This window comes from Saccharopolyspora sp. ASAGF58, from assembly GCF_012277335.1.
In the GTDB taxonomy this organism is placed as follows: Bacteria; Actinomycetota; Actinomycetes; order Mycobacteriales; family Pseudonocardiaceae; genus Saccharopolyspora; species Saccharopolyspora hattusasensis.
The window spans coordinates 5,508,696-5,535,602 of the sequence record NZ_CP040605.1; the positions used below are offsets into that span (position 1 = coordinate 5,508,696).

The window sequence follows — 26,907 nt, forward strand, 5'->3', positions numbered from 1 at the left end:
CAATTTCGCGAGAAATTGACCGTCACCCGGGTGAACGTCAATTTCTCGCGAAATTGGCACCACCCTTCGCCCCACCGAAGGAGAACCACCGATGTTCTGAATCCAGCTCAGCACGTTCGTCCTGTTCAGCCTGCTGATCTTCGCCATATTCTCCACCCAGCTACCCGCAAGAGGCCTCGCGTTCTCGATCCGGCCAGCACGCCGGAGGCGGCGAAGCCGCCACGGTCTGGCACCTCATAGCCGGCATCGAAGCCGAAACCCGCACCGAAGACACCGGGCGGAACAAGAACACCTCCCCAGACCACCGGGATCTCCCCAGCCGACCGAGGCGAGCTCGGCGCCCCGGGAGGAGCCCACCGGGTGGCACCACCTGTGTGTCTGAACGCTCGTGAGTGATCCTTCCGGTTCTTACCGGAAGGATCACTCACGAGACCTGACCTCCCCAAGCCGGGCCGGTGCAGCGCCTCCCCCGGCCTCCGCCGCACCAGCCCTTCCCCGGTGACCGGGCGCGAATGCCCCGCGCGCCCGGTCACCGACCGCCCTGCGCTTCAGGAAGAACGACATGACACCTTCAGGCCGCCCGGACGCGATCGGAATGCCCTGGCTTCGCCTCGTAGAGACAACTCACGCCGCACGAAGCGAGTAGGTCGATCAGGTCGGCTGCCGGGCGAACCGGCACCGCAATGGCGAGCTGGTCGTGCTTGACCCTTCGAACCCTGTTTCCGCCACACCTGCGCCCATCCGGACACCGACTGCGGCGCTACCGCGAACACCCGCGCCGCCTCGACCTGCCTCATCCCACCATGCACCGCCGCGACCACCCTGCGCCGCAGATCCTCCTGCACCTCAGGCGATAACCTCCGCGCATCCCGCACACCAGCGATCCCGCCAGACCAACGAAGATCACACCGTTGAGTTCCCTATCAATAACGTTCCTCGGCATAGAGACACAGGTGGTGGTAATTGTTGCGTTCCGAGGTGGCCCGTGCGTGATTTTCGGGGCTATAGCGCTCGAAACCGCTCACGACAATCGTGCTGGTGGTCGGGTGGCGCCGTCGGCGTGCCCTCAAATACCACGGCGTGCAACTCAAGACGTCGTTTCTTTAGCCCGCCAACTGATTGGGGGCCAAGCGAAAAGAAGATCTCGACCCTGGTGTGGTCGGTTGCGGTGCCAACGTGGTGTCCACTACCCCGGGGGAACCTCAAACTCAGGCTAGGCCGCCTGAACGGTCAAGCCGCTCCAGCAGTGCCCCTCGTCCTGCAGCCTGATCTGCGATGGCGCCAGTCCACTACGAGAAACCGATAACACTTACCCGAACTCTTCGCCGCGATCACCGAGTAGTGGCCGGGTGAGCACAGGGCTAACGTTATTCGGGGGAAATCTTGGCCTGCCGTCGCCGGAAAGCAAGAACCGCGACAACGAGCACGCACATGACGGCGATGAGCAGGAAAAGCCCCCAAGGAATGGCCCACGCGTGCGTCGTGTTCTCGACGGCGGGGAGCGGGGCTGTCGAGCCCGCCGCGTCAGTGAGCAGCGGGACGAGGGTGACCGTCCCGGTCAGTTGCAGCGCAGAAACCACGCCGCGGAACGGCACGGAAACCTGCCACGTTTCGCCGGGGAGTAGCCGGGGCGAATCGTCGATCTGCCCGGAGGGAACGGGCCAGCTCCCGAAGGGGCCGGAAAGGGAAACCGCTTGCCGGGCCGAGAGAATGACGTTGCCGGTGTTGCGGATCGTGTAGGTGGTGGTGGCGTCACCCTTGCCGAACGGGTTGGGCGTGCCCGAGTAGTGCACGCCCAGACCCTCGACCGACAGGCCCGGCTTGAGCCCGCCACCTACGCGCAGCTGAATCCGGATGCCGACACGTCGCTCCACACCACCCTGCGTCAGCGAGGTGACGATGCCGCCCATGTGGTCGCCGGCCGTGGCGTTTTCCGGAACGGTGACGGCGAACGGCACCTCGGCGGACTGGCCGGGCTGGATCGTGAGGTGGTCTTGGCCCGGATCGACCCATGCGCCCACGCCGGTCGACGTCGCGTCTTCGGTGACGAGGTCGAGTTGGCCCGCATCAGTGGTGAACGCGTCCGCGCTGTATACGGCCAGGTCAAGCGAGGTCGTGCCGTGGTTGGCGACCACCAGACCGTCCTCGATCCGCCCGCCCGGGTCGACGGTGTAGCTGTAGTTGTTCCGGTCGGAACCGAATTCGTTGGCGGCCGTGCGCACCGTCCACGGGACGGCGTCGGCTCCGGCAGCGAGTCCGGTTCCCACTCCGGCGAGGCCGGCTACAGCGAGCAGTACGACGACAACGGCGCGAGCGACGGCTCCGGCCACTGTGGCCGGTCGGGATGTGGAGTGCATCTGGTGATCCTCGAACTGAATGGGCGGGATGAAAGGCAGGTGGTGGGGTGGACACCAGCGGTGTCCACCCCACCACGCGGAGCGGGTTGGATCAGTTCAGCGCGGTCAGCGTCTCGCTGCCCGCAACATCCTGCTGCCGAACCCAGTCGGGCCCATCCTGGGCCGGGTGGTCACCGTTGCCGTTTCCGGCGCCGTTGTGCTTGCCGTTGTCCTTGGCGGTATACGGCAGGATCGCAACCTTGTCGACGACGGAGCCGACCGGCGGGGCAGCGTCGGCACCGTTGTTCGGGCCGCACCACTTCACCTTGCCCAGCTCCACCGCAGCGTTGGGGGCAGCACAGGTGCTGCTGCGGATGTTCTCGACGACGAGCTTGTCGTCACGCACCTCGACCTTGACGTAGGTACGGACGTGCTCCTGGTTCTCGACCGAGTTGGCCCAGTGGCTGTTGGGGTTCAGCGGGTCGGGGCCGAAGTCCGAACCGGGGATCGGAGCGGTGAGGTCGTAGTACTTCGAACCCGAGGCGGAGTTCGCCGTCACGTAGATGACGCCGCCCGGGCCCTGAGCCACCTGGGTGGCACCGGGCTGCTCATCCGGGTTCGCCTTCTCGCCATTCTTGATCATGTAGCTACGGGAGTAGCTGTGGTCGTGACCCTGCAGGACCAGGTCGACGCCGAGGTTCGAGAAGGCGGTCGGGAAGTCCTGGCGGCGCTGCTTGTTGTCGGTGTCGTTCGCGTGGCTGGCCGGCGAGTAGATCGAGTGGTGGTAGACCAGCACCGTGTACTTCGCCTTGCCGCCCTGCTGGTTGATCACGTCGGTGATGTAGCCGAGGTGCGCCTCGTCAGCGCCGTTGGCGTAGGCGTTGCTGTTGATGTCGATGAACAGCACGTCCTTGTAGATGTACCAGTAGTCGCCGCCGGACTGGGTGTCGGGGCTGCCCTTGTAGTACGACGCCGAACGGTCGGTGTTCGGGGTCCAGAAGTGCTGCTCGTAGGCCTTGCCGCCGACGTCGTGGTTACCGATGGTGGCGGCCCACGGGTACTGGCGCAGCTTGTCGGGCGCCAGGAACGCGTCCCACTGCGGCTCGGTGTTGGCGGTCTCGACCTGGTCGCCGCCGGAGACCAGCAGCTCCGCGTTCGGGGTCGCGGTCAGGGCGACGTCCAGGGTGTCCTTCCACCCTTCGCCGTCCTTCGCCACGTTGCCGGACGAGCCGATCTGCGGGTCGCCGAAGAACAGGAAGTCGAAGTCGCCCTTGAAGTCCTGGGTCTTGAAGGAGTACGTCGGGGACCAGCTGTCGCCGGCACCGACGCGGTAAGAGTACGCGGTGTCCTTCTTCAGGCCGTCGATCGTCGCGTGACCGTTGAAGCCGCCGTTGACGCTGTTCGCGGCGACGGTCGCCGGGAAGGTCACGGCGTTCTTCGGGAACTGGCCGTCGATGAGCTTGTCGGTCGGGGAGACCTGCACGACCTGCGCGGTGTCGGTCGAGGAGTACCAGCTCACGACGCGCTGGGATTCCTTGGCGCCGACACCGAGGATGATGCCGGTGAGCGTCGCGGGCTCGTCGGCGAAGGCCGCGCTCATCGGACCGGTGCCGAACGCCACGACGACGCCCACGGCCGCCGCCGTGACGCCGCGAGCGACGCGGCGTCGGACAAGCCTCGCGGCATCGTTGGATTTGATTGTCTTCATTGAATTTGCATCCGTTCCGGTCTTAAGGGTGAGAAGACCGGTTCGTAGCGTTTCCGCTGTTGACGTCGTCCGGGTGAACGTGGACGGACGGACTCGTTGCACGAGCCGGAAGAGCTAGTGCGTCAGAGTCCGAAAATTCGCTGCACGAACCACGCCACGCCCATCACCGAGACGCCGGCCGAGATGACCCCGGTCGTCCATCGCCGCGCGACCGGGACGCGGTGGCGCAGCAGGGCGAGCAGCGGGAAGACAACCGCGATGATCGCCAACTGCACGACCTCGATGCCGAGGTTGAACACGAGCAACGACCAGAGCAGCGTCCACGACCAGGCCTCGTCGATACCCAGCGCCTCGGCGAAACCGAGTCCGTGCACGAGGCCGAAGCAGAAGACCACCGCAAGCCGAGCCCAGCCGGCACGATCCAAGAGCCTGTTGAGGCGACCGGACTCGGCCGCCTCGAGATCGGTGGCGTGCGACCCGCGGCGCCATAGCCGCCAGAGCGGCCAAGCCGCGACGACCGCAATCGAGAGCGCGATGGCGGGCTCCACGAACGACGCAGGCACCCGCACGAGGCCGAGTGCGGCGAGGATGAAGGTCACCGAGTGGGCGAGGGTGAATGTCGTTGCCGCCAGCACGATTTCGCGCAGGCGGCGTGAGCCCGCGATGAGCGCCAGCAGGAACAGGACGTGGTCGAGCCCGGTGAGCAGATGCCCCGCCCCGAGCTGGAAGAACTCCCAGAACCGCTCGGCCCAGGACTGCTGCGTGGAGAACGACGGCTGCCTCGCATCGAGCGCGGCGCTGCCGGAGGTCATGTCGAGGTCGTAGGTGACGATCGTCTTGGTGTCGCGCACATAGCCCTCGGAATCCGGGAAGAGCCCGCTGTGCACCTCGTGGGAATCTGCGGCCGCACACCGGTAGTCGAGAACCAGCCGCGCGTATGGCACGCCATCACGTTCTTCGATCGCGAACTGGCCATCCTGCGTCGGGGTGCACGCCTGCCCCTGGGCGGTGACGCCGAAGCGGCCGGTCACGTACTTGACGACCGAGCCGGCGTGGGTGTCGAGAGCGGCGGCCTGCGCTGCCGAGTCCCGGACCTCGAATGCCGCGTTGCCTTGCCGGAAGAGCGGATCGTTGCGCTCGTAGTCGGCAACCGAGACGACGAGCAGGTCGTACTCCAGTCCGAGCTCAGCCCGGACATGCCCCGCTTCGGGCGAGGTGACGTCGACGTACGCAGTTGAGGAGAAGCCGTGTGCGAGAGCGGGTGCTGCATTCAGTACGACGGCCACGGCCACGGCAGCGGCGGCGACGATGGTGCGGAAACGACGTCGGGGAAGGTCTGGCATGAACTCCTCTTTCTGCGGTCGACCGCAGACTGCTCGGGGCAAGCGAACGAGCGGCAGACCACGAGCGAACAAACGGCGACCGCATTTCGAAGGAGAAAGGCCGCGCATCGGAAATCCCCGTCGATCGGGTAGGAAGGAGACGACCTTCTCGCCCCGCCTGGGAGGATGATCCGCTTGCGCTCGCGACTTCTGGCCGCCGGCATGACCTCGGCAGCCGCGATCGCCGTACTGGTCAGCGGATGCGGCTCGCCCGACGACTGGTCCCAGCCGCACGCCAAGCCCAGCCCGGTCGGCACCCTCGGCCCCGGGTTCGTCAACCCCGCCGCGCCGCCCACCCCGGAGGCGACGATCACGCCCAGCCCCGGCTCCTGGGACGGGGTCCGTCCGTCGCCTGGCTACCGCGTGGTGCTGCTCACCGCCGGAAACGACCCCCAGACCAGGACTCTGGTGACCGCCGTGACAAAGTGGGCCGAGGAGGAGCAGATCAGCCTCAAGATTGTCACGGCCGACGAGCCCGGCCAGCTCATCGCGCACATCGTCGAAGCCATCGACCTGGGACCCGACCTCGTCATCAGCGCCGGCAACGACCTCGTCGATCCCCTCGCCGTGGTCACGGCCAGCCATCTCGACCAGCAGTTCCTCGTGCTCGGCGCCGAGTTGGCCGAGCCCACGGCGAACGTCACCGCAGCCAACTGGACCGGCGCGTCATTCCGCGGCGAGGGTCTCGGCATGTCCTCGACGTACGATCCCGCCTCGATCACGCCCGAACGCGCCGCAGCCGCCGTCAGGGCAGGAGTCGCCAGCGTGCTGAACGGCCTGACCGGAATCGTGATCCGGCTCGACTAACGCCTCGCTCCATGGCGAAGAATGCGTTGCGGTGGTCGGCGATCTGAGGTTGGTGTCCGCATTGCTAGCCGGACCCGCTCCCGCAGTGCACATTCCGCTCGCACAGCCAGGGCACGGCTTCAGATGGTCAACGGCGGACCGTAATTCTCGGCTCAAAGCCACGATCCTTCCCGCATCAGGCATCGAGAGAATGCGCCCAGTCGCGAGGAAACGGTCGGCTCACCGGCAGGCGACACCACGCCACTACGGCTTGCGGCCTATCGCGCCGTAGGCGTCCAACGGCTCTCCCGCGTCGGTCTGGTCAGCGCCATGCCGCCAGTGGTTGATCGAGGTCAGACCAGGCCCGGCCAGCTCCAGCCCGTCGAAGAACTTCGCCACCTGCTCCACCGAGCACAGCCGGTACGGGATCGCGCCGCTGTTCGCGTACTCCTCAGCCGCTTTGCGCGCCGTCTCACTGACGTTGGTGTTCTCCCACAACACCAAGTAGCTGCCGGACGGAACCGCTGCCATCACCTGGCGCGTAATCGACAACGCCTCCTCGTAATCCGGGACATGCCCGAGTACGCCCATGAACATCACCGCGATCGGCTGTGTGAAGTTCAGCGTGGACCGGGCATCCGAAACGATCACCTCGGGCTCGTGGTAGTCGGCGTCGACGAAGGCGGTCACGCCCGCGTCAGTGGTGTTGGTCAGCAACGCTCGGGCATGCGTCAACACCAGCGGGTCATTGTCGACGTAGACGACCTTCGACTCCGGCGCGACCGCCTGGGCCACCTCGTGGGTGTTCTGCAGCGTCGGCAGCCCCGTCCCGATATCGAGGAACTGACGGACACCGGCCTCGGCCGCAAGATAGTGCACCGCCCTCATCAAAAACTGCCGAGATTCCTTGGCGATCTGCACGATCTCCGGCTGGATAGCAATCCACTCGTCCCCCGCAGCCCGGTCGATGGCGTAGTAATCCTTCCCGCCCTGCCAGTAGTTCCAGATCCGCGGCGATGACGGTGCGGTGTAGTCGATGTCAGCGCTATCAGCCACCAGGTACTCCGTTCCTCGTCACGGGGCCTCCGCCCGTACCTTAGCGTGATACCCCAAACGGCTTTCCGTCACCACCAGCGTTCCCAGACCACCTGCATCTGTTGGGGCAGCACGCCAAAATCCGGCGTACCAATCGCTCGCTGCGTGTCTCCGGACTGTCGCGTGCTTTTCGCGAGCACTGCTGCGCGTTGCCTGGGCGGGTGCATTGCGTGATCTCCGGTGGTCTGAAATGGTGCAGCCACCTAAGGTCGGTGTCTGAGGCCGAAAGCAACGATCTGTCTGGGGAGGTCGACCGCTCCTGATCGCAGTGATCGTCGACAGTTCCATTGTCGCGCGGCCCAGGGCAGTGGACGAGGCCAGGGCTCGACCCTGTTCCCCCTGTCAGATACGGGTTTCCGCATATCCACGTCCGAACGAGCCGTGCCGGGCCCCTCACCGATGCGGTGGCAGGAGCGGCTTCCACCGCTCCGTTTCCGTTCCAGTACCAAGGCACTTTCATTCCATGATGAAACGAGGAGCATAAAGTGAAGGTCGAGAAGTGGATCGTGCGGGAGCACGTCGATGGCGTGCCCGATGTCGACCGGATGTATCAGAAGGTGGTCGAGGACCTCGTCGTCGACCTCGCCGACGACGAGATGCTGCTCCGGACGAGGTACGTCTCCGTCGACCTCTTCCTGCACGGCATCACCCTGGCCACTCCGGTCGGTACGCACGCGGGAGGCGACTCGATCATGGAGGTGATCGAGGCCGGGCCGCGAGCGGCGTTCGCGGTCGGCGATCTCGTGCAGGGTTGGGGCGGCTGGCGCACCCACCTCGTGAGCACCGGTGCCGAGATGCCTTGGAACACCGGTCCGTTCCCGATGGTTTTCCCGGCCTTCCGCAAGCTGAACCCGCAGCACTTCGACGATGTGCTTCCACTCCCGACGGCCTTGGGCGTCATGGGCGGTGCGGGCTTGACCGCGTGGGGCACGATGACCAAGTTCCTGACGGTCCGCCCCGGTGACACGGTGGTGATCAGCGCTGCTTCCGGCGCGATCGGCACCCTGGTCGGCCAGCTGTCCATGCGAGCGGGCGCCCGGGTTGTCGGGACCACCGGCTCCGCCGGGAAGGCGGAGTACCTGACTGGTCTCGGTTTCGACGAGGTGATCCACTACCGGTACGGCGACGCCGCCGACGCGGTGCGCGAAGCACTCGAGAAGGCGGCGCCAGACGGCGTGGACAAGTACTTCGACAACATGGGCGGCACCATCACCGACGTGGTGTTCCGGATGCTCAACGTGCAAAGCCAGGTGGCGGTGTGCTGGCAGTGGGAGAGCCAGGTCGGGGAGGAGGACACCGGTCCTCGCCTGCTGCCCTACGTCATGTACCCGCGCACCACCATCCGCGGCATCTACGCCCTGGAGTGGTTCACCGAGGACAACTGGAACGCACTGGAGAAAGACCTCGGCGGCATGATCCGGCGCGGCGAGATCACCTACGACCAGACCATCTACGACGGCTTCGATGCCATTCCGGCGGCATACCGCAGCCTCTACCTGGAGCGCGAGGCCAATCGCGGGAAGGTGCTCGTGCGGGTGTGATGCCGTTGCGGCTCGCCCGGTTTCCTCATCTTTCGAGGGGCGTTCCGGGCGCCGGTTCCTGGGCGGTGTTTCAGTCGCTTGGCCTGGCGGGCGACCCGGCTTACTTTCCGTATGGCTGTTTCAGTGCGTTCTCGATCGCCGTGGCCGCGACCCGGAGTCGGCGGACCGATTCGTCGATTCTGCCGATCGGGCGTGATGTGGGGACCGGAGATGTTGATGACGGCGGTCAGCTCACCCGTGTGGTCGCGGATCGGGACGCCGACCGACGTCAGGCCGATCTCCACTTCCTCGCTGGCCATCGCGTAGCCCATGGAGCGCTCTGCGTGCAGTCGCTCCAGAAGTTCGTCGAGGGTACGAGGCGCCGCCGGGGCGGAGATCGGCATTCGGAGGTCCTCTTCGGTGAGTGCTTCGACCAGTTCGTCGTCGGAGTCGAACAGCAGCGCCCGTCCGGATGCTGTGCAGTGCATCGGGGAGCTCCGTCCCACCCAGCCGCCGGCTCGAAGGGATTGGGTGGATTCCTCGCGCAGCACGGTGAACGATCGGTTTCCCCGTTGCACGGACAGCAACGCCACCTCGCCGGTGCGTGCCACGATCCCGCGGAGCGCGGGGCGGGCCGCGCGCAGCAGCGCCGTATCTCCCGCGCTGGAAGCCAGCACCAGCAGGGTCCATCAGTTTTCGGCGAGGGGACCCGCTGCGACCGAACGCCCCGTGGTCACCGGCTCCGGTGACCACCAGGTCGCCTGCCACCACCGGGAAGGAAGCTGAGATGCGTGTTGCCGTCGCCCAGACCGCCACCGGCCCCGACAAGAGCGCGAACCTGGCCGAGATAGCCGGTTTCGCGGCGCGCGCTGCCGAAGGGTCGGCCGAGCTGCTGATCTGCCCGGAAGCCGCGATGGTGACCTTCGAGGACGACCGCGCCCGGATCCGGACCGAAGCCGAGCCGCTGGACGGCCCGTTCGCCACCAGTATCCGCGAATTGTCGACCGAAACCGGTCTCACCATCGTGGTCGGCATGCACGAACCGTCCGGTAGCAGCGACGGCCGGGTGTACAACACCTCGATCGTGGCTTCGCGGGGCGAGCTGATCGCCCACTACCGGAAACTGCACCTCTACGACGCCTTCGCGATGCGGGAGTCCGAGGACATCATCGCCGCCGACGCCGATCCGGTCACGTTCCGCTGCGGCGGCCTGACCGTCGGCTTGATCACCTGCTATGACTTGCGCTTCCCGGAGATCTTCAGGGACTTGGTGGACCGGGGCGCGCAGCTGTTCGCGGTGTCAGCAGCATGGGTGCGCGGCAGCTTGAAGGAAGACCACTGGACGACCCTGCTGCGGGCACGAGCGGTGGAGAACACCTGCTACGTCGCGGCCGCGGGACAGGTCAACCCGAAGAACATCGGCCGCAGCGCGGTCTTCGACCCGCTGGGCCTGCAACTCACCGATCTCGGCGAGCAGCCCGGCGTGGCGGTGGTGGAGGTGACGGAGCAGCGCTTGGAACACGCCCGGGCCGTGCTGCCTTCACTCGCGCACCGCCGCTACGCCGTGTCGCGGAAGTAGTCGCGAGTGTCCGGATTCGCTGGCCGAGCAGCCGCGGGCTTACTTGCCTTGCGGCGACACCGAAGCGAGCGCATCCGCGACCTCCGCAAGCGGCGTTCGGCGGCGGTCGCGGACGCCCCGCATCACGCCACGGCCCTTGCGGTCGACCAGGCCGTCCAGCCCCGGCTGAGCACATACGCGGCCAGCAGGATGAGCGTGACCGCTCCGTCGGCGATCAGCGCCGCGTCAGCGCCGTCGGCCTCGCCGCCGAAGGACAAGGCGGCCAGGGTCAGGGCGAGTTTGTTGAGGATGGCGAGCTCCCAGATCCCGGCGTAGAGCCGGGGGCGGTAGACCAGCAGCAGGAACACGCCCGCGAAGAAACCGAAGCCGAGTATGCGCCAGGTCTCGACCATCCGGGTGGCCGGTCCGGCGTCCGCGACGGCGCCCACTGCGCCGGCCACCGCGGCGACGGCGCCAGCGGCGGCGAGGACGAGCAGGGCCCGCGCGACGCGGTCACGGATCCGCGCGGAGCCGGTGCCGGTCTTGACGTGACGGCATGGGGCACGAGCGGGCATCGACGCTACCTTTCACCCTAACGGCGTTAGGGTGCTCCTAACACCGTTAGGTCCTTCTAGGAAGGCGGGACGGATGGCTTCCCGCGCACTGAGCCGGCTCACCCCGCGAGCCCGGGAGATCGTGCAGACCGCGCGGCAACTCCTCGAGCGGGAAGGTCCCGATGCGCTGTCGATGCGTCGCCTCGCCACCCAACTCGGGATCCGCGCCTCCTCGATCTACGAGCACCTCCGCGACAAGCAGGCACTGGAGGCGGCGCTGATCTCGGTCGGCTTCGAGGAGCAGGCCGAACAGTTCACGCAGGCCGTCCATCGATCCGACACCCCGATCGCCGCCCTCACCGCCGCGTACCGCGACTTCGCGCGCCGCCAGCCGAACCTCTATCGGCTGATGACCGAGCGGCCCCTGCGCCGCGACCTGCTCACCTCCGGCGTCGAGGAGGCGGCCGCAATGCCGCTCCTCGAGGCCACCGGCGGTGACCGCGAACGAGCACGGGCCATCTGGGCTTTCGCGCACGGCATGGTCATTCTCGAGCTGAACCAACGTTTTCCACCCGACGCCGATCTCGACACCGCCTGGCGCAAAGGCATCGACGCGTTCCACGGCACGGGCGGGGCTGTCAAGTTTTCGGTGTAACTGTTGTTTTCGGTTTTATCGGCGTCCGGCGGACAGGCGTCCGTCGAAGGTGATCTCGAAGGCGTTGAGGGCCTTCTTCCAGCGGTTGGACCAGCGCTTGCGGCCCGTCCCGGTGGGATCAAGACTCATGATTGCGAGATAGACGCACTTCAAGGCAGCCTGCTCGCTGGGGAAGTGGCCGCGAGCGTTCACCGCGCGGCGGATGCGCGCGTTGATGCTCTCGATGGCGTTGGTCGTGCAGATGATCGTGCGGATCTCGGTGTCGAACTGCAAAAACGGCACGAACTCCGCCCACGCGTTGGTCCACAGCCGCACGATCGCCGGGTACCGGGACTCCCACTTCTCGCTGAACTCGGCGAACCGGTCCAGCGCCGCCTGCTCGCTGGGTGCGGTGTAGACCGGCTTGAGGTCCTTGGCGATCGCGCTCCAGTCCTTACGGGAGGCATAACGGAAACTGTTGCGCAGCAAGTGAACGATGCACGTCTGCACGATCGTCTGCGGCCACACCTGCGCGATGGCGTCGGGCAGGCCCTTCAGCCCGTCGCAGACCACGATGCAGCAGTCGGCGGTACCCCTGTTCTTGATCTCGGATAACACCCGAAGCCAGTACTTGGCGCCCTCCCCGTCGCCGTGCTCGCCGGCCCACAGCCCAAGGACGTCGCGGGTGCCGTCCACGGTCACCGCGAGCGCGACGTAGACCGGCCGGTTGGCCACGTTACCCTCGCGGATCTTGACGTGAATGCAGTCGATGAAGATCACCGGATAGACCGGGTCCAACGGCCGGTTCTGCCACTCGGCCATCCCGTCCATCACCCGGTCGGTGATCGTGGAGATCGTCTGCTTGGACACCTCGGCCCCGTAGATCTCGGCCAGGTGAGCCGAGATCTCGCCGTGTGTCAACCCCTTGGCGGACAACGAGATCACCAAATCGTCCACCCCGGACAGGCGGCGCTGCCGCTTCTTCACGATCGCCGGCTCGAAACTCCCGTCACGATCCCGCGGCACGCTGATTCCCACCGGACCGGCCTCGGTCAGCACCGTCTTGGCCCGTGTGCCGTTACGCGAGTTGCCGCCGTCGCGGCCAACCGGGTCGTGCTTGCCGTAGCCGAGATGATCATCCATCTCGCCGGCTAGCGCGGCCTCGGTGACCAGCTTGGTCAGCCGGCCCAGCAGCCCACCCTCACCAGTCAGCCGCAGCCCTTCGGCACGGGCCCGATCGGCCAGCTGCTGGATCTGCTCATCCATCACCGCCAGGTCTGCCGCGGCGGCCTCGCTGGCCTGCTCGGTCTTCACCTCAGTCACTGGTGCCTCCTACATCTCAGGAGTTACACCGTTAAAATTACAGTCCCGCACGGGCTGAGCGAGGTGACGTGATGACGGCGTGGTAAGCCGGGCTGCGATGGTGGACTTCGCGTCGCCTAGAGCATTTCCGGCGTTGCGGTTGTCGGGTTGGGTGTGGTTTGCGCTTGAATTCGTGTGAGGTGAAGGGATCGGCTCTGGTGGTCATTGCGGTCGCGGGTTGCTGTTTCCTGGGCTGCGTTCGTGTGATCGGTCACGTGCTCGGTTTTCTTCCCGCGCTGCGAAGGCATGTTCTGTTGGCTGCGTGGCCGTGGTTGGAGGATGAGGCCGGCTGCGCTGGCGGCGACGGTGCAGCCCAGGGCGATGGCCCAGCCGTGCGGCAGCAGGGGTGTGGAACCGAAGAAGTGGCTGAGGCCGGGGGTCTGCACGAATGCGGCCAGTGCGGCCATGGACGCGAGCGCGCCGGCTACGACCAGTGGGGTGCGTCCGCGGATGACCAGGGTCTGGCCGAGTTGGGCGCCGACGAGCGCGACAAGCGCGACGGTGTCGGCGTGTCGCCGGGTTCCGGTGGCGCGGCCGAGGAACCAGGCGGTGAACGCGGCCGCGGCGGTGATGATGCCGCGCCGGTAGATGTCGCGGTGCAGTGCGGCGCCGAGGGAGGCGTCGGGCCCTTCCTCCAGGAGCATTTCGGGCGTGATTTCCGGTGGGGGTCGTACTGCGATGGCCATTGCCGGGATGACGTCGGTGAGGAGGTTGACCAGCAGCATTTGGCGGGCGTTCATCGACCCACCGGGGGTAAGCAGGCCGGTGGCGACGGTGTAGAGGACCTCGCCGAGGTTGCCGCCGAGCAGCAGGGCCAGGGAGTCGCGCACTGAGGCCCACATGGCGCGTCCTTCGACGATGGCGTCCACGATTGTTTCGATGCGGTCGTCGGTGACGACGACGTCGGCGGCTTCCCGGGCGGCCGGTGTGGCGCGTTCGCCGAGCGCGATGCCGATGTCGGCGATTCTGATCGCGGGTGCGTCGTTCGCGCCGTCGCCGGTGACGGCGACGACGCGGTCGGTGCGCTGCAGTGCTTGGACGATGCGTGCCTTGTGCGCGGGGGTGGTGCGGGCGAAAACCGCGATGTCGGCGGCTTTGGCGGCCAGTTCGTCGTCGTCGAGAGTGTCGAGGTCGGTGCCGGTCATGACCTGGTGGCCGCCCAGGATGCCGAGTTCGGCGGCGATGGCTTCGGCGGTGCTGGGGTGGTCACCGGTGATCATGATGATCTGCACGCCTGCCTGCTGTAGTTGGTCCACTGCGGCGGCTGCGGTGGGGCGGACCGGGTCGGCCAGGGCGATCAGGCCCGTCATGCGGAGGTTGCGCAGGCGGGAGTCGTCGAGGTCGCGGCGGCCGGTGGCGGGTCGTTCGGCGACGGCCAGCACGCGGTATCCCTGGCGGGCCAACCGGTCGAATTCCTTTTCCACACCCAGGCGTGCGGCCTCGTCGAAGGCCACGTCCACGTCGTCGCGGCGCCAGTGGGTGCACTGGGCGAGCACGACCTCCGGGGCGCCCTTGATGCTGAGCAGGTGGTCGCTGCCGACCCGTCCGAGCACCATGTGGTAGCCCCGTGACGGTTCGAAGGGGAGTTCCTCGACGAGCTGCCAGCCCGGGGTGCCTTCGCTGGACTGCACCCCGAGGTCGCGGGCACCGTTGACGACCGCGCGGTCGGTGGGATGCGGCAGGAATTCACCGTTGTCGGCCAGCGGGCTGGCGCGCAACGCCGCCGCGAGGATTTTCCTATCCACTGTGGATAGATTTGCGATGTCGCGGGTGGTGGCCCCATCGGATACCCCGCGCAGGGCGATGCGTCCTTCGGTGAGGGTGCCGGTCTTGTCGAAGCACAGCACGTCCGCTCGGCCTAGCGCCTCGATCGTCGAGGAATTGTGCACCAGGGCACCACGTTTCGACAGTCGCCGGGCCGCGGCCAGCTCGGCGACGGTGGCGACGAATGGCAGGCCCTCCGGTACGGCGGCGACGGCCAGGCTCACCGCTCGGCCCAGGGCCGCGCCGATGGGCTGACGCCGCAGCAGATCCGCCACCAGCAGCAGCCCTCCAGCGCCGATCGAGATCGGCACGGTGACCTTGGTCAGGGTCCGCAAGCGCGCCGCCACCCCGCCGGGACGGTCCGGGGCGTTGTCGGTGCCACCCGCGCTGCCGGCTTCGGTGGCCTCTGCGGTGGCGACGACGATCGCGACGGCGCGTCCGGCTGCGATCGCGGTGCCCTGGTAGAGCATGCAGTGCCGGTCGGCCACCGCGGCCGCGGGCGTGGCGGCGGTGGTTTTGGGTACGAGTTGGGATTCGCCGGTCAGGCTGGATTCGTCGGCCTCGAGCCCGTCGGCTTCCAGCAGGCGGCAATCCGCGGGGACGGCGTCGCCTGCCACCAGGTCGATGACGTCGCCGGGTACGAGTTCATCGGCGGGCACGCGGGTGCGTTTGTCCTTGCGGCGCAATGCGACCGGGATTGCGGTGGCATCCAGGAGCTTACGCAATGCGCGGTCGGCGCTCACCCGTTGGACGCCGCCGATCAGCGCGTTCAGCCCCAGCACGCCACTGATGATGACCGCGTCGGCGGCTGCTCCGATGCTGGCGGAGATTCCGGCACCGCCGGCCAATGCGGGTGTCAGCGGGCTTGCCAATTCGTCCAGGCAAGCGATGGTCAGGGTGGTGCCCTTCGGCTGGGAATGCCCGTTGCGTTGGAGTGCGCGTTGCTGCGCATCGCCGTCGGTCAAGCCGTCCGGCGAACTGTCTAGGAGCTCCAGCACAGTCGAGGCCGACATGGCGTGCCAGGGTGTGCGGGGCGTGACGGAGGGCACCGGGCGCCGACCCGCCTGCATGCCCCAGTACGTCCCGGCGCCGAGAGCCAGGAGCCCGCAGACGGACACGGGCACCGCCGCGCGGGCCTGGCTGCCGACGGCAGGCCCGAATGCGGCCAGCAATGCACCGCTGGCGGAGCCGATGACGGCGAGCTGGGCACTGCGCCGGCTGACGGTGCGGGCGGTGGGGATCAATCCCAGCAACGCGCACGCCTCGCCAAGGCCGGGGCGGGTGATCAGATGCGCGCCCCAGGGCGGCGGCCCGTGGCCAGCGACACCGATTCCGAGATCAGCGGCGGCCAGACCCGCGCGATTGCGCGTCGAGACCACGGCGACGCCGCGCCCATCGGCCTGCAACTCCCGCACGAGCGCCGCGAGGTCCGTGCCGGCAGGCGCTATGCGATCAACATTCAACTGCTGCGCGAGCCGCGTGTCCGCTCCGGCGAGCACCACAGAACCCACTTCGCTGGCCGCGGAGAAGAGTTCGGCGGTCAGCGGCTCCAGTTCCTCCTCGACCTCAACGATCGCAACCGGGTGCCCGTCCCGCTCGAGTGTGCATGTTTGCACCCCCCTATCCGTGCCCTGCCCGAGCTTGTCTTTCCGCTCGAAGCGCGGCAGATCCGCGTCACGCACCTTCGACAGCGCCCAGCCATCGCGCTCCGCGTGCGCCACCACCCCGACCATGGCGTGCGCCCGCTCCCACAACCGCGCGATGTCGACCTCACCGTTGAGCGGAATCACGTCGCGCACGCGGTGTGTTCCGGTCTGCACGGCAGCCGCGTCGATCACCACGGTGTCGATCCGGTCCAAGCTGCGGAGAACTCGCGGATCGAGCACCAGCGCATCGCGTTCCGACATCGCGATCCCGAGTTGTGCTGCGAACGCGTCACGGCCCAACCCCGCCGCTCGCGGCACACCCGCGACCAGGAACCCCTGTGCCCGCAGCATGCTACGTGTCACCGCCAGGGCTCCCAAGAAGGCTGCGGGTCCGGCAACGGCCGAGGTGTTCGCGACGCGCTCGATCGGTCCATTGGGCAGCGGCGTCGGGCGGGAACCCACCTCGACGGGCTCGCACCGGTGGTGCTCGGGCCGGTCGCCGAGTTCGGCCTCCCGCCGGGCCCAACTCCGCAGCACCGCCTGGGACTCCCGCACCAAGAAGAACCGATGCGCGGCATCAGACAACAAGGTCGTCGGCCGCTGCGCCAAGGTGTTCGTCGCAGCACTCCCGAGACCGAACAACAAATCCGTGGCCGGCGCGCCCAGCCGCGACTGGACGGCGGCGCGAATTCCCTGCACGGAGTCAGCCGTGGAGATCAACGCCGGAATCGACGCAGCCAGGGCAGGTACCGGCAGCCAGCGGGCGGCCACGGCATAACCCAACCCCGTGAGGTTCGCCCCCATCACCACGGTGTCGCCGAACGCCCTGGCCACATCGCCGGGGCGCAAAGCACTGCGCTCATTGCGGGGGTGATCGCTCAAACCACTGGCCCGCTCGGCTTCGTCTACCGCGTTGACCAGTTCGGCGAGCCCGACCATCTCCGGGTCGTGCCCTACGACCACTCGCCCCAGCGCCGCGTTGACCTCGGCCCACCGCACTCCAGGAAGCTGCGTGAGCCGATCGGTGATTTGCTCGGCCGCCGATTCGGTCCCCGGCTCGTGCACGCCGCGCACCTCGATGTGCGCGCGCCCGTCCGCGGTCCACGCCCGCCGACCACCACCGGCACCCAAGACGCCACGCGCGACGGCTACCGCCGGCGTCGCGAATTGCGACGCCAGTGTCTTCAACCCGCCAAGCAGGGTCACGCGGTGGTACGGCCAGCTGCAGACCCCGACCTGGCCTGCGATGAACCCGATGCTCGCCCACCGGCTCGCTGCGCGACGACAGTACCGATCCCGATCGCGGCCGCCACCGGCCACTCGATCAACGACAACGCCGCCAGCGCCCCCAGACCGCCGTAGAAGGCCAGCTGCCCGGGCGAAGGAAGGTGTTCCCGCACGCTGTGGACCCCACCTGCGACGACATCACGCCCTGGAAAACGCACCGCTGTGCGACGGAACTCCGCCGTCACGAACGGCAGCGTCACCGTCGCAGTGCGCGAGCCACTCACCGGACCCGACGTGCGCTGCGAACGACCGCCACGGGAACCGCCCGAGGAACCGGCCTTCGACCTCGTGTTCTGGCTCGTCGTAGCCACCACGCCTCCCGGGATAGAAATAATGCGGGTAACGCACGAGCCTACGTCCGCCGAATATTCGCCGAAGGATCGAAACCGATCCGTGCCCCCATCGTGCGACAACAAGGATGAACAGAGATCGGCTGACCGAAGCCCCCGACGATCCCGGACCCCGGTGGTTTTCGGCGGTGGCGCGGGCAGGAAGGTGGTGATCGCTGCGTTCCGAGGTGGCCCGTGCGCGTTTTTCGGGGCTATAGCGCTTGAAACCGCTCACGATTCATCCCACCGCCCACAGTGGACCCAAAGCGAACACCACGACCAGGCGGCATCGTGCGTCAGGCTGACGCGGCGGAGCGGTCGGCTCACGCCACCGGCTCGGGCCGCTCGGCGCCGGTCCGCAGCGACAGCCGCGATGTCTCGGGCAGCGCGAAAGCGACCACGAAGACCGCGGCGGCGACCACCATGAGGTAAAATGCTGGCGCGATGGAGCTGCCGGTGACCGACACCAGCCAGGTGGCTACCAGGGGCGCCGTACCGCCGAAGACCATGTAAGCCAGGTTGTAGCCGATCGATGAGGCGCTGTACCGCACCCGCGTCGGGAAGATCTCCATCTGGGTCGCTACGACGGCGGCGACCACGAAGCTCCACGGCAGCGCGACGAAGAGCTGACCGAGGATGGCTGTCCCCAGACTGCCTTGGGCGGCGAGTAGGTATCCAGGCGCGCTCAGTGCGATTAACCCTGCCGAGCCGATGAACAGCAGCGGCTTGCGTCCGATCCGGTCGCCAAGTAGCCCCGCCGCCGGCACCAGCGGGACGGTCACAGTGAGCGCGGCGGCGTTCGCCAGCAACGCCGCGGTAGGACTAATCTTGATCGTCACTGTGAGGTAGGAAACGAAGTACGTGCCCAGCGTGTAGGCACCCAGCCCGCTTAGCGACGCGATGGCGAACACCAGCGCGATTTGCCGGCCATGATCCCGCATTGCCACGCGCAGCGGCGCCCTCTCGACTTCGTGCTTGCCCGCTGCCTCCTGGAACGCCGGCGTCTCGTGCATGCGCAACCGGATGATCAAACCGACGATCGCGAGGGGGCCGCCGATTAGGAACGGCAGCCGCCAACCCCACTCAACGAACGCCGCCTCGGACATGATCACCCGCATGCCCAGCACGGTCAGGGTGCCAAGGACCGCCGGTAGCGTGGTGAAGGTTGCGGAAATGGCGGAAAACAGTCCGCGCCGGTTGGGCGGTGCATACTCGGTGATGAACGACGTCGCACCGGTGAACTCCCCGCCGCCGGAGAAGCCTTGGACCAGCCGGCACAGCGCCAGCAGGGCTGGCGCGAGCAGCCCGACGGTGGCGTAGGTGGGCAACAGCCCGATCGCCATCGTGGCGGCACCCATCAGCAGCACGATGGTAGCGAGCACGTTACGGCGGCCGAGCCGATCGCCCAGATTGCCCCAGACAACGCCGCCCAGGGGCCGGGCAACGAAGGCCACGCCATAGAGCGCGAACGCGGAAAGCAACGCAGCGTAATCGTTGCCTGGAGGGAAGAAGAGCATGGCGACGATTGGGATGGACGCCGAGTAGATCGCGAAGTCGAACCATTCCACGAAGTTGCCGATGCTTCCCGCGGCGAGCGCCTTCAGCCCCGATCGTGGGCCGCGCGCGCCGAGGGCGTCGTCGGTCATGTCCGAACCTCCTTGAGGAAAGCCCGCTGGGGACGCGCCGATCGATGTGACGGGCTGCAGGGCATGTGTTCCAACAAGTGGGCGACGGTATAGCTTACTAGGCCAATAGTCAATTTTTGACCTTAATAAATCAATGCCAGCAAGTTTCCCACCAATAAGGCCATGGCCAAGCCGGTGACGGATGAGTCTTCTACAGTCCCGGATGGTGTGGCAAGTGGCCGCACGGCCTACCTCAGCGGCGAGAGTTTGGCTGCGCGGTCGTCTCCAGTACCCGGATCCGGCGGCATCGGTCATTGACTACAGGAGCAGGAGCGGGAGGATCTACGGGAAAGTTTGTGGTGATCTGATGCGAGAGTTGTATTGGTGGACTCGATGAGTCCTTTGGGCAGGCCGTGTTTTAGGGGCGCGTTGATGGCGGCGCGAAGCTACCCGTTTCATCACCCTTGGTTCGGCGGATTCTGCCGTCGCCTGCCAACACTTTCAGTTTCCTGCCCAGACGCCAGTTGCTCGGCCCGCCTCGCCGCCGTCGTCGTCGCCATCGATTGCGGATGCTTGTCCGCCACGGCACCTTGGGAGCTGGAGCATCCTGATCGGAAAGGGAGAGCGTTCATGCGGCAGGTGGTGACAGCTGCGCGTAAGCGGGAGCGGATGTGCTTCGTGTGGGCGGCGACATGATCGGACAGGTCGCGAACCTCGTTGCGCTTGGGTTCTTCCTCGGCCTGGACAATTTCCGGACCGCAGTCCTGCTCGGGCCGCTGCGGCTCAGTTGGCGCCGGATGATCCTGGTTTCGGCGAACTTCGGGTTCTGGGACGGCGCCGCGCCCCTGGTGGGCCTGCTCCTCGGACATTACGTCGGTGAGGCCATCGGGCCCGTGGCCGACTACGTGGGCCCGATCGCGCTCGGCGCGTATGGCCTGTACCTGCTGCTGCGAGGGTGGCGGCACCCGATGACCGACTCCGAGCAGGAGCTAGAGCACTCGTGGGTGCTGTTCGGTCTTCCGCTACCGCTGAGCGTGGACAATGTGCTCGCAGGCGCCAGCCTCGGATTGCTCGGGTTCTCCCCGTGGCTGCCAGCCGTGCTCTTCGGAGTCATCACCGCCGTGATGTCCTTCGTCGGGCTTGTGCTGGGTCGCACCACCTTCCGCCTGATTCGCAGGCGACTCAACATCCGCTACGAGATCGTGACCGGCATCGCCCTCGTCATCGAGGCGATCGTGCTTGGCCTCTCCGCCGGCGACTGAAGCACCGGCGCTGATCGACACCATCGAACTCGTCGATGCGGGGTAGCGGGTGATCGGCTGTCAGGCGGCAGAGGTGTGCCGTGGGGCGGTCAGCCAGGCGTCCAGTGACCACGCTCCCGCGCCGACGATCAGTAGGAACACCGAGCCGAACAGCTGGCTGAGTTCGGGGCGTGCCTCGTGTATGTAGCTCCACACCCCGCCGTGGGCCAGGAGGGGGAACTTGGTGAAGACCTCCGCACCGAGCATGTCGATGATCATGGGGATGGCCGCCAGCCGGGTGAGCAGCCCGAGGATGAGCAGCACGCCACAGCCGATCTCAAACACCCCGTCGAGGTAGGCGAAGAATTCCGGCGCTGGTAGTGGGGTTTCGTTGGCGAACCGGCCGGGGCCGAGCTTGGCGGGAAACAGGAATTTCTGGATCCCCTCGGACAAGAAGATGCCGCCGACGACCAGCCGGATGAGGATCGTCGCAGCCGGGGCATCAGTGCTGAGCAGTCGCGTCCACCATCCCGTGCGCACCGCAGTGGTCATGACGGCGCTCCTTCCGGATTGTCGCGATGTTCTCCGGTGTGGTCGTGGTAGTCGAGGACTTCCCGTGCCAGCTCCCGCAGTGCCGCGCCGATCGGCAGCTAGCGCCTCCAGGCCCGCATCGGTCGCGCGGTAGACCCGCCGCTGACGGCCCTCCACCAGTTAGTGCTCGGTCTCTCGATGGAGAATCCGATATCGGCTTCCGCTACGACGAGGCGGTCGAACTGCTGTGCAGCCGCCGCAAGGCCCGGGCGGGTGGGAGGTGAGCCGCGCCGCTCCCCCGGCCGTGTCGCGTGGTGTTCATGGCCTGGTCCCCCTTCCGTTCCCCGTAGATATCGGAATTCGATATCGTCTCCCGGAATCGTAAGCCGGTCCAAGATCGAGGACGAGGGCATCAGGTCCTTGCAGGCCCGGAATTAGCTTGTGCACCGACATGCTCGCCACTCACTCGGGGCAGCAGCCTTGCCCGGCAGGGCCAGTAGGGGTAGGGGCGGACTGCGGCCATCAAGCCAGCGTCCGGCCGATGGTGAACATGGCCACCAGTCTTCCTGATGGTCAACGCAGGTGGCGCAGTCATCTGCTCACGGAACGTTTTGACACTTTTCGTGAACGGCCGACGAACTCCGCGACAGTCAAGGTGCAGCCCGACGCGAAAGCGCCCGCCGGGCCGTGGTGCCGGGCGGGCGCTTCGTGGTCGCCGACGACTGCTGATCAAGCCGTGTGCGGCGCGACCTCGTGCTCAATGCGCTCGAAGATGTCCGAATCGGTCTCGCGCTGCCATTGGGGCATGTCCGCCCAGTCAGCGACGTAGGCGGGCTTGGGGTCGTTGAAGTGCTTGTAAATCTGGCCGGTCCAGCACAGTGCGACGAACCGGCCTTTCTGCTCGCGGGTGAGCTTGGCAGCGTTGCCGTCGGTGGCTTCGATGAAGTCGTGAACCTGCTGGTACACGGCTGCGGCGCTGGCGCGCTCCCAATCGGGCGTGTCCTCCCACGGGGCGATGTAGCCGGGCTTGGGCTCGCCGGGGTAGTGCTTGTTCACCCCGGCGAGCCACGCCTCGCGGAAGATACGACCCTTCTCGTCCGACACTGAACCTCTCCTCACTGCTTCGGGCCGGATGCGGACACAACGTCCTTGATCTGCGAATCCAGGTAGCGCACGTGTCGGTCGCCGAGGTACGGCACCAGGTGCTCTCGCAGGTCTCCGAGTTTGCGGCCAACGTATCCGACTGATGCCGTCTTGCGGGCGCTGTCCACTGCCGCGGCGCCGCTCATGACCAGTTGGTCGACGTCGCCTCGCTGTGCGCCGACGGTTGCGAGGTCGACGAGCACGCTCCCGCGACGTCGCGCTGAGGTTGCTTGCCCCAACGCCTTGTACAGTGCGGGCTCGGCCAAGTCCGGGCGGCGCAGCGTGACGAAGCACGAGGCGCGTTCCTCATCCAGCCGCGACCCTTCGAAGCGGAGCCAACCGGTCGCGGGCGCCTTGTCGTCGAGGCTGGCGACTTGCTCGGCCCTGTCCAACGCCCGTTGGCAGGCGGGCAGGTTCCCGAGTCCGGCGTATGTCTGCGCTTGGACGGCGGCGACCCAATACCGAGTAGTCCGGGTGGGATGGCCCCTCACTGCGAGTTGTGCGGCGCCGTCAAGCAACGGGGAGGCGTGCTTGTACTGGCGTTCGTAGATGTTGATGAAGGCGTGGCGGGTCATCGCGCACGCCCAGAGGTCGAACTCGCGTGCTTCCTTGCTGACGTGGGCGGCTTCGGCATAGCACTGCGCGGCGTCCGCATAGTTGTCACTGTCGAAGAAGACTTCCCCGCAGAGTTGAAATAGGTCACCGGCGAGCGTGCACAACCGGCGCTGTACGGCAGCGGTTTGCGGCTCGTTCAGGCTGGCGTTCAGGGTGGCGAGCTGCTGCCGTGCAGCCGGGAGGACATCGCGTTTCGACCGCGATTCGGCGAATTGCGCCACAGCTTGGCGTTCAGCCGCTCGTAGGCGTCCACGGTCGCGGGGTCGAGGTGGCGGGGGTGCTCGGCGGCGTGCCGGACCCGGTCGACCTCGATAGCGGGGATCGCGAGCAGGCTGCCCGTTACCGTCACCAGGCGGAGTAGTTCACGGCGATTCACGTCGTCACGTTGCCAATCGTCGTCATGCGGCGAGCCGGGGAACCGCGGTTGTCGTGTTGCTGGGTCAATCCTTCGTACCGGCGCGCCTTGCAGCTCGGCAATCCTGATCCGCTTCTCGTCTGCGACGACGCGGTCGAAGTGGGCGAGTAGCTCGCCGCCTGCTTCGAGTACCTGATCGGCGGTCTCCCAGAAGTCGCGGCCGGGGAACTGGCGGCCGGCCTCGATGTGGGAGATCGACGTTCGCGAGTACGCGGTGATCCTTCCGATGTCGGTTTGGTCGAGGGGCGAAGCCTCCCGGTAGCCGCGGAGCGCAGCGCCCAGGGCGCGGCGCAGTTCCGTGATCGCTTCTGGCGTACGGGCCATGAAGGTCTCCAGTCGTGTGCGCAGCACGTGTCCGGTACGCGCCTCAGCGTAGCTAAGCACCTGGCCAAAAGTCTTGTCCGAAACCTTCGGGTAGCCAGGGCGTGGTCCAGGGGGCTGCAGTGGCGAGTGTTTGTTCGGGGGTGCGACCGCGGAAGTAGGCGTGGGTTTGCCGGACACGGTCGGCCATGGTGGCGGGTGCGGTGTTGGCGATCCACTGTTTGAGCCCGGCCCAGACTCGCTCGACCGGATTGTCCTGCGGGCTGTACTTCGCGCCCTCGATCAGCATGAGGCGCGGGTGTTCGGCCAGCCACCGCTTGGTGATCCCGCTGTGGTGGGTGGATCCGTTGTCGCAGACAACGGCCACGACCGGCGCGTTGGGGTAGGCGTCGAGCAGGAGTTGGAGGAAGTAGCAGAACACCACGGAGACGTTCTTCACCGAAATGTGGTGGTGCCAGGCCCCGGTAGCGAGGTTGACGGCGCCGTGCACGGTGCGGCGAACGTTGCTGCCGGGAGTGAGAATCCTGTGTCGCAGGCCGGCGGGCATCCAGCAGGCCCGGACTCGGGCCAGTAGGTCGAGGTGGGTTTCGTCTTCGGCCAGTACGACCGATCCGGCGGGGAGAGCAGCGATGCGGGTCTGAATGTCGGCGCAGATGGTGTCGTGGTCGGGGTCTCCTTTGGCGATCAGGCGGGGGCGGCACCAAGTGGCTTGTTCGCGCAGCCGCCGGTAGAAGGTGCGCAGGCTCATCTGTGGTCGCCCGGCCGCACGCCAGACACGGTTGGTGGTCCAGGCTTTCGGGGTCTGTAACAGGTTTCGGATGCGTTGCCCGAGCCGTGGGCTGCCCAGGCGGGGCCGTCCACTGCGCGGCCGGTCGGGCAGCCCGTCGATGCCGTCGCGGGTGTGACGGCTGATCCATCGCCGCACGGTGACTGGGTCGTAGTGCAGTAGTTCGGCGATTTCGGGGGCACTCATCCCGGCTGCGGACAGCAGGATCATGACGATGCGGGCGGCGACACGCCACTGCCGGTGCAGGGCGGTGATCAGATCGCGGTGCTGTGCGGGGGTCAGGTCGGCGTAGATGTGTGCCGGGCGCATACTTGTTGTGGCCTCGTCGGGTCGATCCAGTTGTGGTGACCAGATCCAACCCGACGAGGTTCTTCACGTTCACAAGGGGTCTCACATCAGTAACAGACACAACTTCTGGCAACCTGCTTAGCTGCACCGAACACGGGGACACGGCTAGGTCTTCCCACGGGAATGCGGGTGTCCGTGAGTGCTCTCGCACGGACGAGTGTCCGTGGGGTCGTGAGTGGTGCTGCCGGTTCTTACCGGAACAGTCACTCACGACGGGTGTGTGTGGGGTCGTGAGTGGTGCTGCCGGTTCTTACCGGAACAGTCACTCACGACGGGACCCACGGAAGAAGCAGAAGAGCCTCAAATCGTTCCCATCGCCGACGTAGGGTCGTTCGGCGTCATCGATACCGACCATCACTACCCGGACCTGGTTACCGCCATCCGGCAACGCCCGCATGCGAGCACAGTGGACGAGCCACTGGTCGTGGTGCCGCGGTCGATCCTGAAGGAAAATGGACCTCAACCTGCAGGGGCAACAGGTCACCGAGCAGAGCTTCGACTACACCGTGTCCTTCGGGACCAGCGGAGGGTTCGAGCTCCGCATCGAACACGACTACACACTCCGGACGTCCCACGGTGTGCTGCGTTTCTCCCCGGAACCGTCCAATGCGGACTCAGATGATCTGCAATCCCTTGCGGAACAGGTCATCAGCAAGGCATCCACCGAGAACGATGGCACGCTCATCGTGAGATTCGCCAGCGAAAGCGAGCTTCGTGCGCACCCTAGCCGCATCTACGAGGCCTGGACCGTAGCCGGCCCCGGCGGGATGAAGGTCGTGTGCATGCCGGGCGGCGATCTCGCCATCTGGAAGGCGAACAAAGCCTAGCCAAGTGGCATTAGTCGGCTCCGCAGATGACCGCGGTTCCGACGCCGTAGTTCGTCGGCGATCGGAGGGCGCCGGCGGCCCAGGCGTACCCAAGCGGTGCTCTCGGCGGTCGGCTCCTGTTTGGCAGCGTTGGCCGGGTTGATCAAGACGGGTGCAGGCCCGGCCGAAGTGGTGGGTGGTGTGGTCGGCTCAGTGGCGAACGGCGCCACGCCGAGAGCCCCGCGTGCAGACGACAGCATGAAGGATCTGGCGATTCGGGTTCGTCTGGAGGCTCTCATTCAGGCAATCCGCCCACTCGAGTGAGAGTCGTGCAAGCCGAGTCCGGTCCGGGCAACATGCGCGGACCTCAAGGTGGTGTCCAGGGTTGTCAGCAGCTGCTGTGCGAAGGTGATTGCATCGGGCTTGCGGTGCGGCCGCAGTGTCACATGTCGGATGGCCTGTTGGCGGTCACGTGCGCACGCGCCTCCCAGATTCCCCAGCTCGTGCCCTCGTCGTTTTCGTAGGTCAGGTCTGGGAGCCACCGTGCCGAACTGCCGGCGATGGCCTGGCGCGCGTTCGGTGGCGGTCTTGAACTCGGACAGCGATGCGGGCTCCGGCAAACCGGTGTGTTGGCGTTCGCGGCATTCGCCGCACAAACCATCAAGGGTAATAGTGACTTTCGGGCAAATTTCGACGTCGATCGGGCGCCGTCCCGCCAATCCATCCTGCGCGGTATCGGCGGCGCGGCGTTCTTCATTTTTTCCTTGGCGAATGGCGCCGACGTTCGCGTAACGGGGCACCTGTTCAAGCGAGAAATCCGCGTTACCGGCCCGGCGAAAGCGATGGCGCTAGACCTGCTCGTGAGCTCCTGCCGGTGAAGGGGCCCTGGCTGGTGTGCTCGCCGTCGTGGCTTGCGGTGGTGGACACCGGGACTACCTACGTGGACCGGCCGACGCGCCTTCGCCCAAGTTGTCTGGCCGGCACGCAAACCGCAGGCGCCGGAGATCAGCTTCCGCACGCGTACCATGACCCGGCCGGACGCATCGAGTTTCAAGTTCCCCCTGCCCGGCCGTACCGAGGAACAGCACCTGCGGAAGTACTACGAGTCCCCGGA

Annotated in this window: 23 protein-coding genes; 7 read left to right on the forward strand and 16 right to left on the reverse strand. The window is 66.8% G+C overall.

The genetic code is table 11. The features are described from left to right. Window positions 1-548 precede the first annotated feature (548 nt). From FDZ84_RS41025 to FDZ84_RS25915, 4 genes are all read right to left on the reverse strand, one after another. Window positions 549-875, reverse strand: a complete 327-nt coding sequence (locus FDZ84_RS41025) for a helix-turn-helix domain-containing protein (RefSeq protein WP_371812655.1) — start codon at window positions 873-875, stop codon at window positions 549-551. A gap of 492 nt (window positions 876-1,367) precedes the next feature. Further along, window positions 1,368-2,357 carry a WxL protein peptidoglycan domain-containing protein gene (locus FDZ84_RS25905; protein WP_168587997.1) on the reverse strand — a complete coding sequence of 330 codons (990 nt, stop codon included), beginning with the start codon at window positions 2,355-2,357 and terminating at the stop codon, window positions 1,368-1,370. Between the two features lie 91 nt (window positions 2,358-2,448). Next, window positions 2,449-4,044, reverse strand: a complete 1,596-nt coding sequence (locus FDZ84_RS25910; RefSeq protein ID WP_168587998.1) for a metallophosphoesterase family protein — start codon at window positions 4,042-4,044, stop codon at window positions 2,449-2,451. 122 nt (window positions 4,045-4,166) lie between these two features. Continuing rightward, a complete protein-coding gene (locus FDZ84_RS25915; protein WP_168587999.1) occupies window positions 4,167-5,387 on the reverse strand; it encodes a HupE/UreJ family protein in 1,221 nt (406 codons plus the stop codon). 174 nt (window positions 5,388-5,561) lie between these two features. On the opposite strand from FDZ84_RS25915, the gene FDZ84_RS25920 reads away from it, so the two are divergent. Further along, window positions 5,562-6,233 carry a hypothetical protein gene (locus FDZ84_RS25920; RefSeq protein WP_168588000.1) on the forward strand — a complete coding sequence of 224 codons (672 nt, stop codon included), beginning with the start codon at window positions 5,562-5,564 and terminating at the stop codon, window positions 6,231-6,233. Between the two features lie 243 nt (window positions 6,234-6,476). Here FDZ84_RS25920 and FDZ84_RS25925 read toward each other — a convergent pair whose 3' ends face one another. Further along, window positions 6,477-7,268, reverse strand: coding sequence for an SAM-dependent methyltransferase (locus FDZ84_RS25925; RefSeq protein WP_168588001.1), 792 nt, complete (start codon window positions 7,266-7,268; stop codon window positions 6,477-6,479). Between the two features lie 524 nt (window positions 7,269-7,792). Between FDZ84_RS25925 and FDZ84_RS25930 the strand changes: the two genes are divergently transcribed. Then, on the forward strand, window positions 7,793-8,848 hold the full coding sequence (locus FDZ84_RS25930) for an NADP-dependent oxidoreductase (protein ID WP_168588002.1): 1,056 nt from the start codon (window positions 7,793-7,795) through the stop codon (window positions 8,846-8,848). Here the strand turns inward: FDZ84_RS25930 and FDZ84_RS25935 are convergent. Beyond that, window positions 8,800-9,504 carry an IclR family transcriptional regulator gene (locus tag FDZ84_RS25935; protein WP_210435112.1) on the reverse strand — a complete coding sequence of 235 codons (705 nt, stop codon included), beginning with the start codon at window positions 9,502-9,504 and terminating at the stop codon, window positions 8,800-8,802. The two genes, FDZ84_RS25930 and FDZ84_RS25935, sit on opposite strands and share 49 nt — an antisense overlap. Before the next feature lie 110 nt (window positions 9,505-9,614). Between FDZ84_RS25935 and FDZ84_RS25940 the strand changes: the two genes are divergently transcribed. Further along, the gene (locus tag FDZ84_RS25940; RefSeq protein ID WP_168588003.1) at window positions 9,615-10,406 is read left to right on the forward strand and encodes a carbon-nitrogen hydrolase family protein; all 792 of its coding nucleotides are present in this window, start codon (window positions 9,615-9,617) and stop codon (window positions 10,404-10,406) included. 122 nt (window positions 10,407-10,528) lie between these two features. On the opposite strand, the gene FDZ84_RS25945 is transcribed toward FDZ84_RS25940, so the two are convergent. Beyond that, window positions 10,529-10,960 carry a hypothetical protein gene (locus FDZ84_RS25945; RefSeq protein ID WP_168588004.1) on the reverse strand — a complete coding sequence of 144 codons (432 nt, stop codon included), beginning with the start codon at window positions 10,958-10,960 and terminating at the stop codon, window positions 10,529-10,531. 73 nt (window positions 10,961-11,033) lie between these two features. On the opposite strand from FDZ84_RS25945, the gene FDZ84_RS25950 reads away from it, so the two are divergent. After that, window positions 11,034-11,594, forward strand: a complete 561-nt coding sequence (locus FDZ84_RS25950) for a TetR/AcrR family transcriptional regulator (protein ID WP_168588005.1) — start codon at window positions 11,034-11,036, stop codon at window positions 11,592-11,594. Between the two features lie 15 nt (window positions 11,595-11,609). Here the strand turns inward: FDZ84_RS25950 and FDZ84_RS25955 are convergent, their stop codons facing one another. From FDZ84_RS25955 to FDZ84_RS25970, 4 genes are all read right to left on the reverse strand, one after another. Continuing rightward, window positions 11,610-12,839 (reverse strand): IS256 family transposase, encoded by a 1,230-nt coding sequence (locus FDZ84_RS25955; protein ID WP_168590352.1) that lies wholly within the window; start codon window positions 12,837-12,839, stop codon window positions 11,610-11,612. Window positions 12,840-13,012: 173 nt separating this feature from the next. Then, window positions 13,013-17,551: an HAD-IC family P-type ATPase gene (locus FDZ84_RS25960; protein ID WP_168588006.1), complete on the reverse strand. Its 4,539-nt coding sequence runs from the start codon at window positions 17,549-17,551 to the stop codon at window positions 13,013-13,015. Continuing rightward, complete coding sequence (locus FDZ84_RS25965; RefSeq protein WP_246868426.1) at window positions 17,548-17,943, reverse strand: hypothetical protein; 396 nt, start codon at window positions 17,941-17,943, stop codon at window positions 17,548-17,550. The genes FDZ84_RS25960 and FDZ84_RS25965 overlap by 4 nt, the downstream gene beginning before the upstream one ends. A gap of 341 nt (window positions 17,944-18,284) precedes the next feature. Beyond that, complete coding sequence (locus FDZ84_RS25970) at window positions 18,285-19,607, reverse strand: MFS transporter (RefSeq protein WP_168588007.1); 1,323 nt, start codon at window positions 19,605-19,607, stop codon at window positions 18,285-18,287. A gap of 650 nt (window positions 19,608-20,257) precedes the next feature. Between FDZ84_RS25970 and FDZ84_RS25975 the strand changes: the two genes are divergently transcribed. After that, window positions 20,258-20,848: a manganese efflux pump gene (locus tag FDZ84_RS25975; RefSeq protein ID WP_223838344.1), complete on the forward strand. Its 591-nt coding sequence runs from the start codon at window positions 20,258-20,260 to the stop codon at window positions 20,846-20,848. 60 nt (window positions 20,849-20,908) lie between these two features. Here the strand turns inward: FDZ84_RS25975 and FDZ84_RS25980 are convergent, their stop codons facing one another. The 5 genes from FDZ84_RS25980 to FDZ84_RS26000 form a co-directional block, all read right to left on the reverse strand. Then, window positions 20,909-21,379 (reverse strand): DoxX family protein, encoded by a 471-nt coding sequence (locus FDZ84_RS25980; protein ID WP_168588008.1) that lies wholly within the window; start codon window positions 21,377-21,379, stop codon window positions 20,909-20,911. A gap of 708 nt (window positions 21,380-22,087) precedes the next feature. After that, complete coding sequence (locus tag FDZ84_RS25985; protein ID WP_168588009.1) at window positions 22,088-22,462, reverse strand: hypothetical protein; 375 nt, start codon at window positions 22,460-22,462, stop codon at window positions 22,088-22,090. 11 nt (window positions 22,463-22,473) lie between these two features. Continuing rightward, on the reverse strand, window positions 22,474-23,337 hold the full coding sequence (locus tag FDZ84_RS38040) for a transcriptional regulator (RefSeq protein WP_246868427.1): 864 nt from the start codon (window positions 23,335-23,337) through the stop codon (window positions 22,474-22,476). Beyond that, window positions 23,265-23,855, reverse strand: coding sequence for a helix-turn-helix transcriptional regulator (locus FDZ84_RS38045; protein ID WP_210435113.1), 591 nt, complete (start codon window positions 23,853-23,855; stop codon window positions 23,265-23,267). Before FDZ84_RS38045 ends, FDZ84_RS38040 begins: the two co-directional genes overlap by 73 nt. Before the next feature lie 52 nt (window positions 23,856-23,907). Beyond that, complete coding sequence (locus tag FDZ84_RS26000; RefSeq protein WP_168585154.1) at window positions 23,908-24,948, reverse strand: IS630 family transposase; 1,041 nt, start codon at window positions 24,946-24,948, stop codon at window positions 23,908-23,910. Window positions 24,949-25,439: 491 nt separating this feature from the next. Here FDZ84_RS26000 and FDZ84_RS26005 point away from each other — a divergent pair, with 491 nt between their 5' ends. After that, complete coding sequence (locus tag FDZ84_RS26005; RefSeq protein ID WP_168588010.1) at window positions 25,440-25,814, forward strand: DUF6188 family protein; 375 nt, start codon at window positions 25,440-25,442, stop codon at window positions 25,812-25,814. A gap of 539 nt (window positions 25,815-26,353) precedes the next feature. Then, window positions 26,354-26,671 carry a hypothetical protein gene (locus FDZ84_RS26010; RefSeq protein ID WP_168588011.1) on the forward strand — a complete coding sequence of 106 codons (318 nt, stop codon included), beginning with the start codon at window positions 26,354-26,356 and terminating at the stop codon, window positions 26,669-26,671. Window positions 26,672-26,907 lie beyond the last annotated feature (236 nt).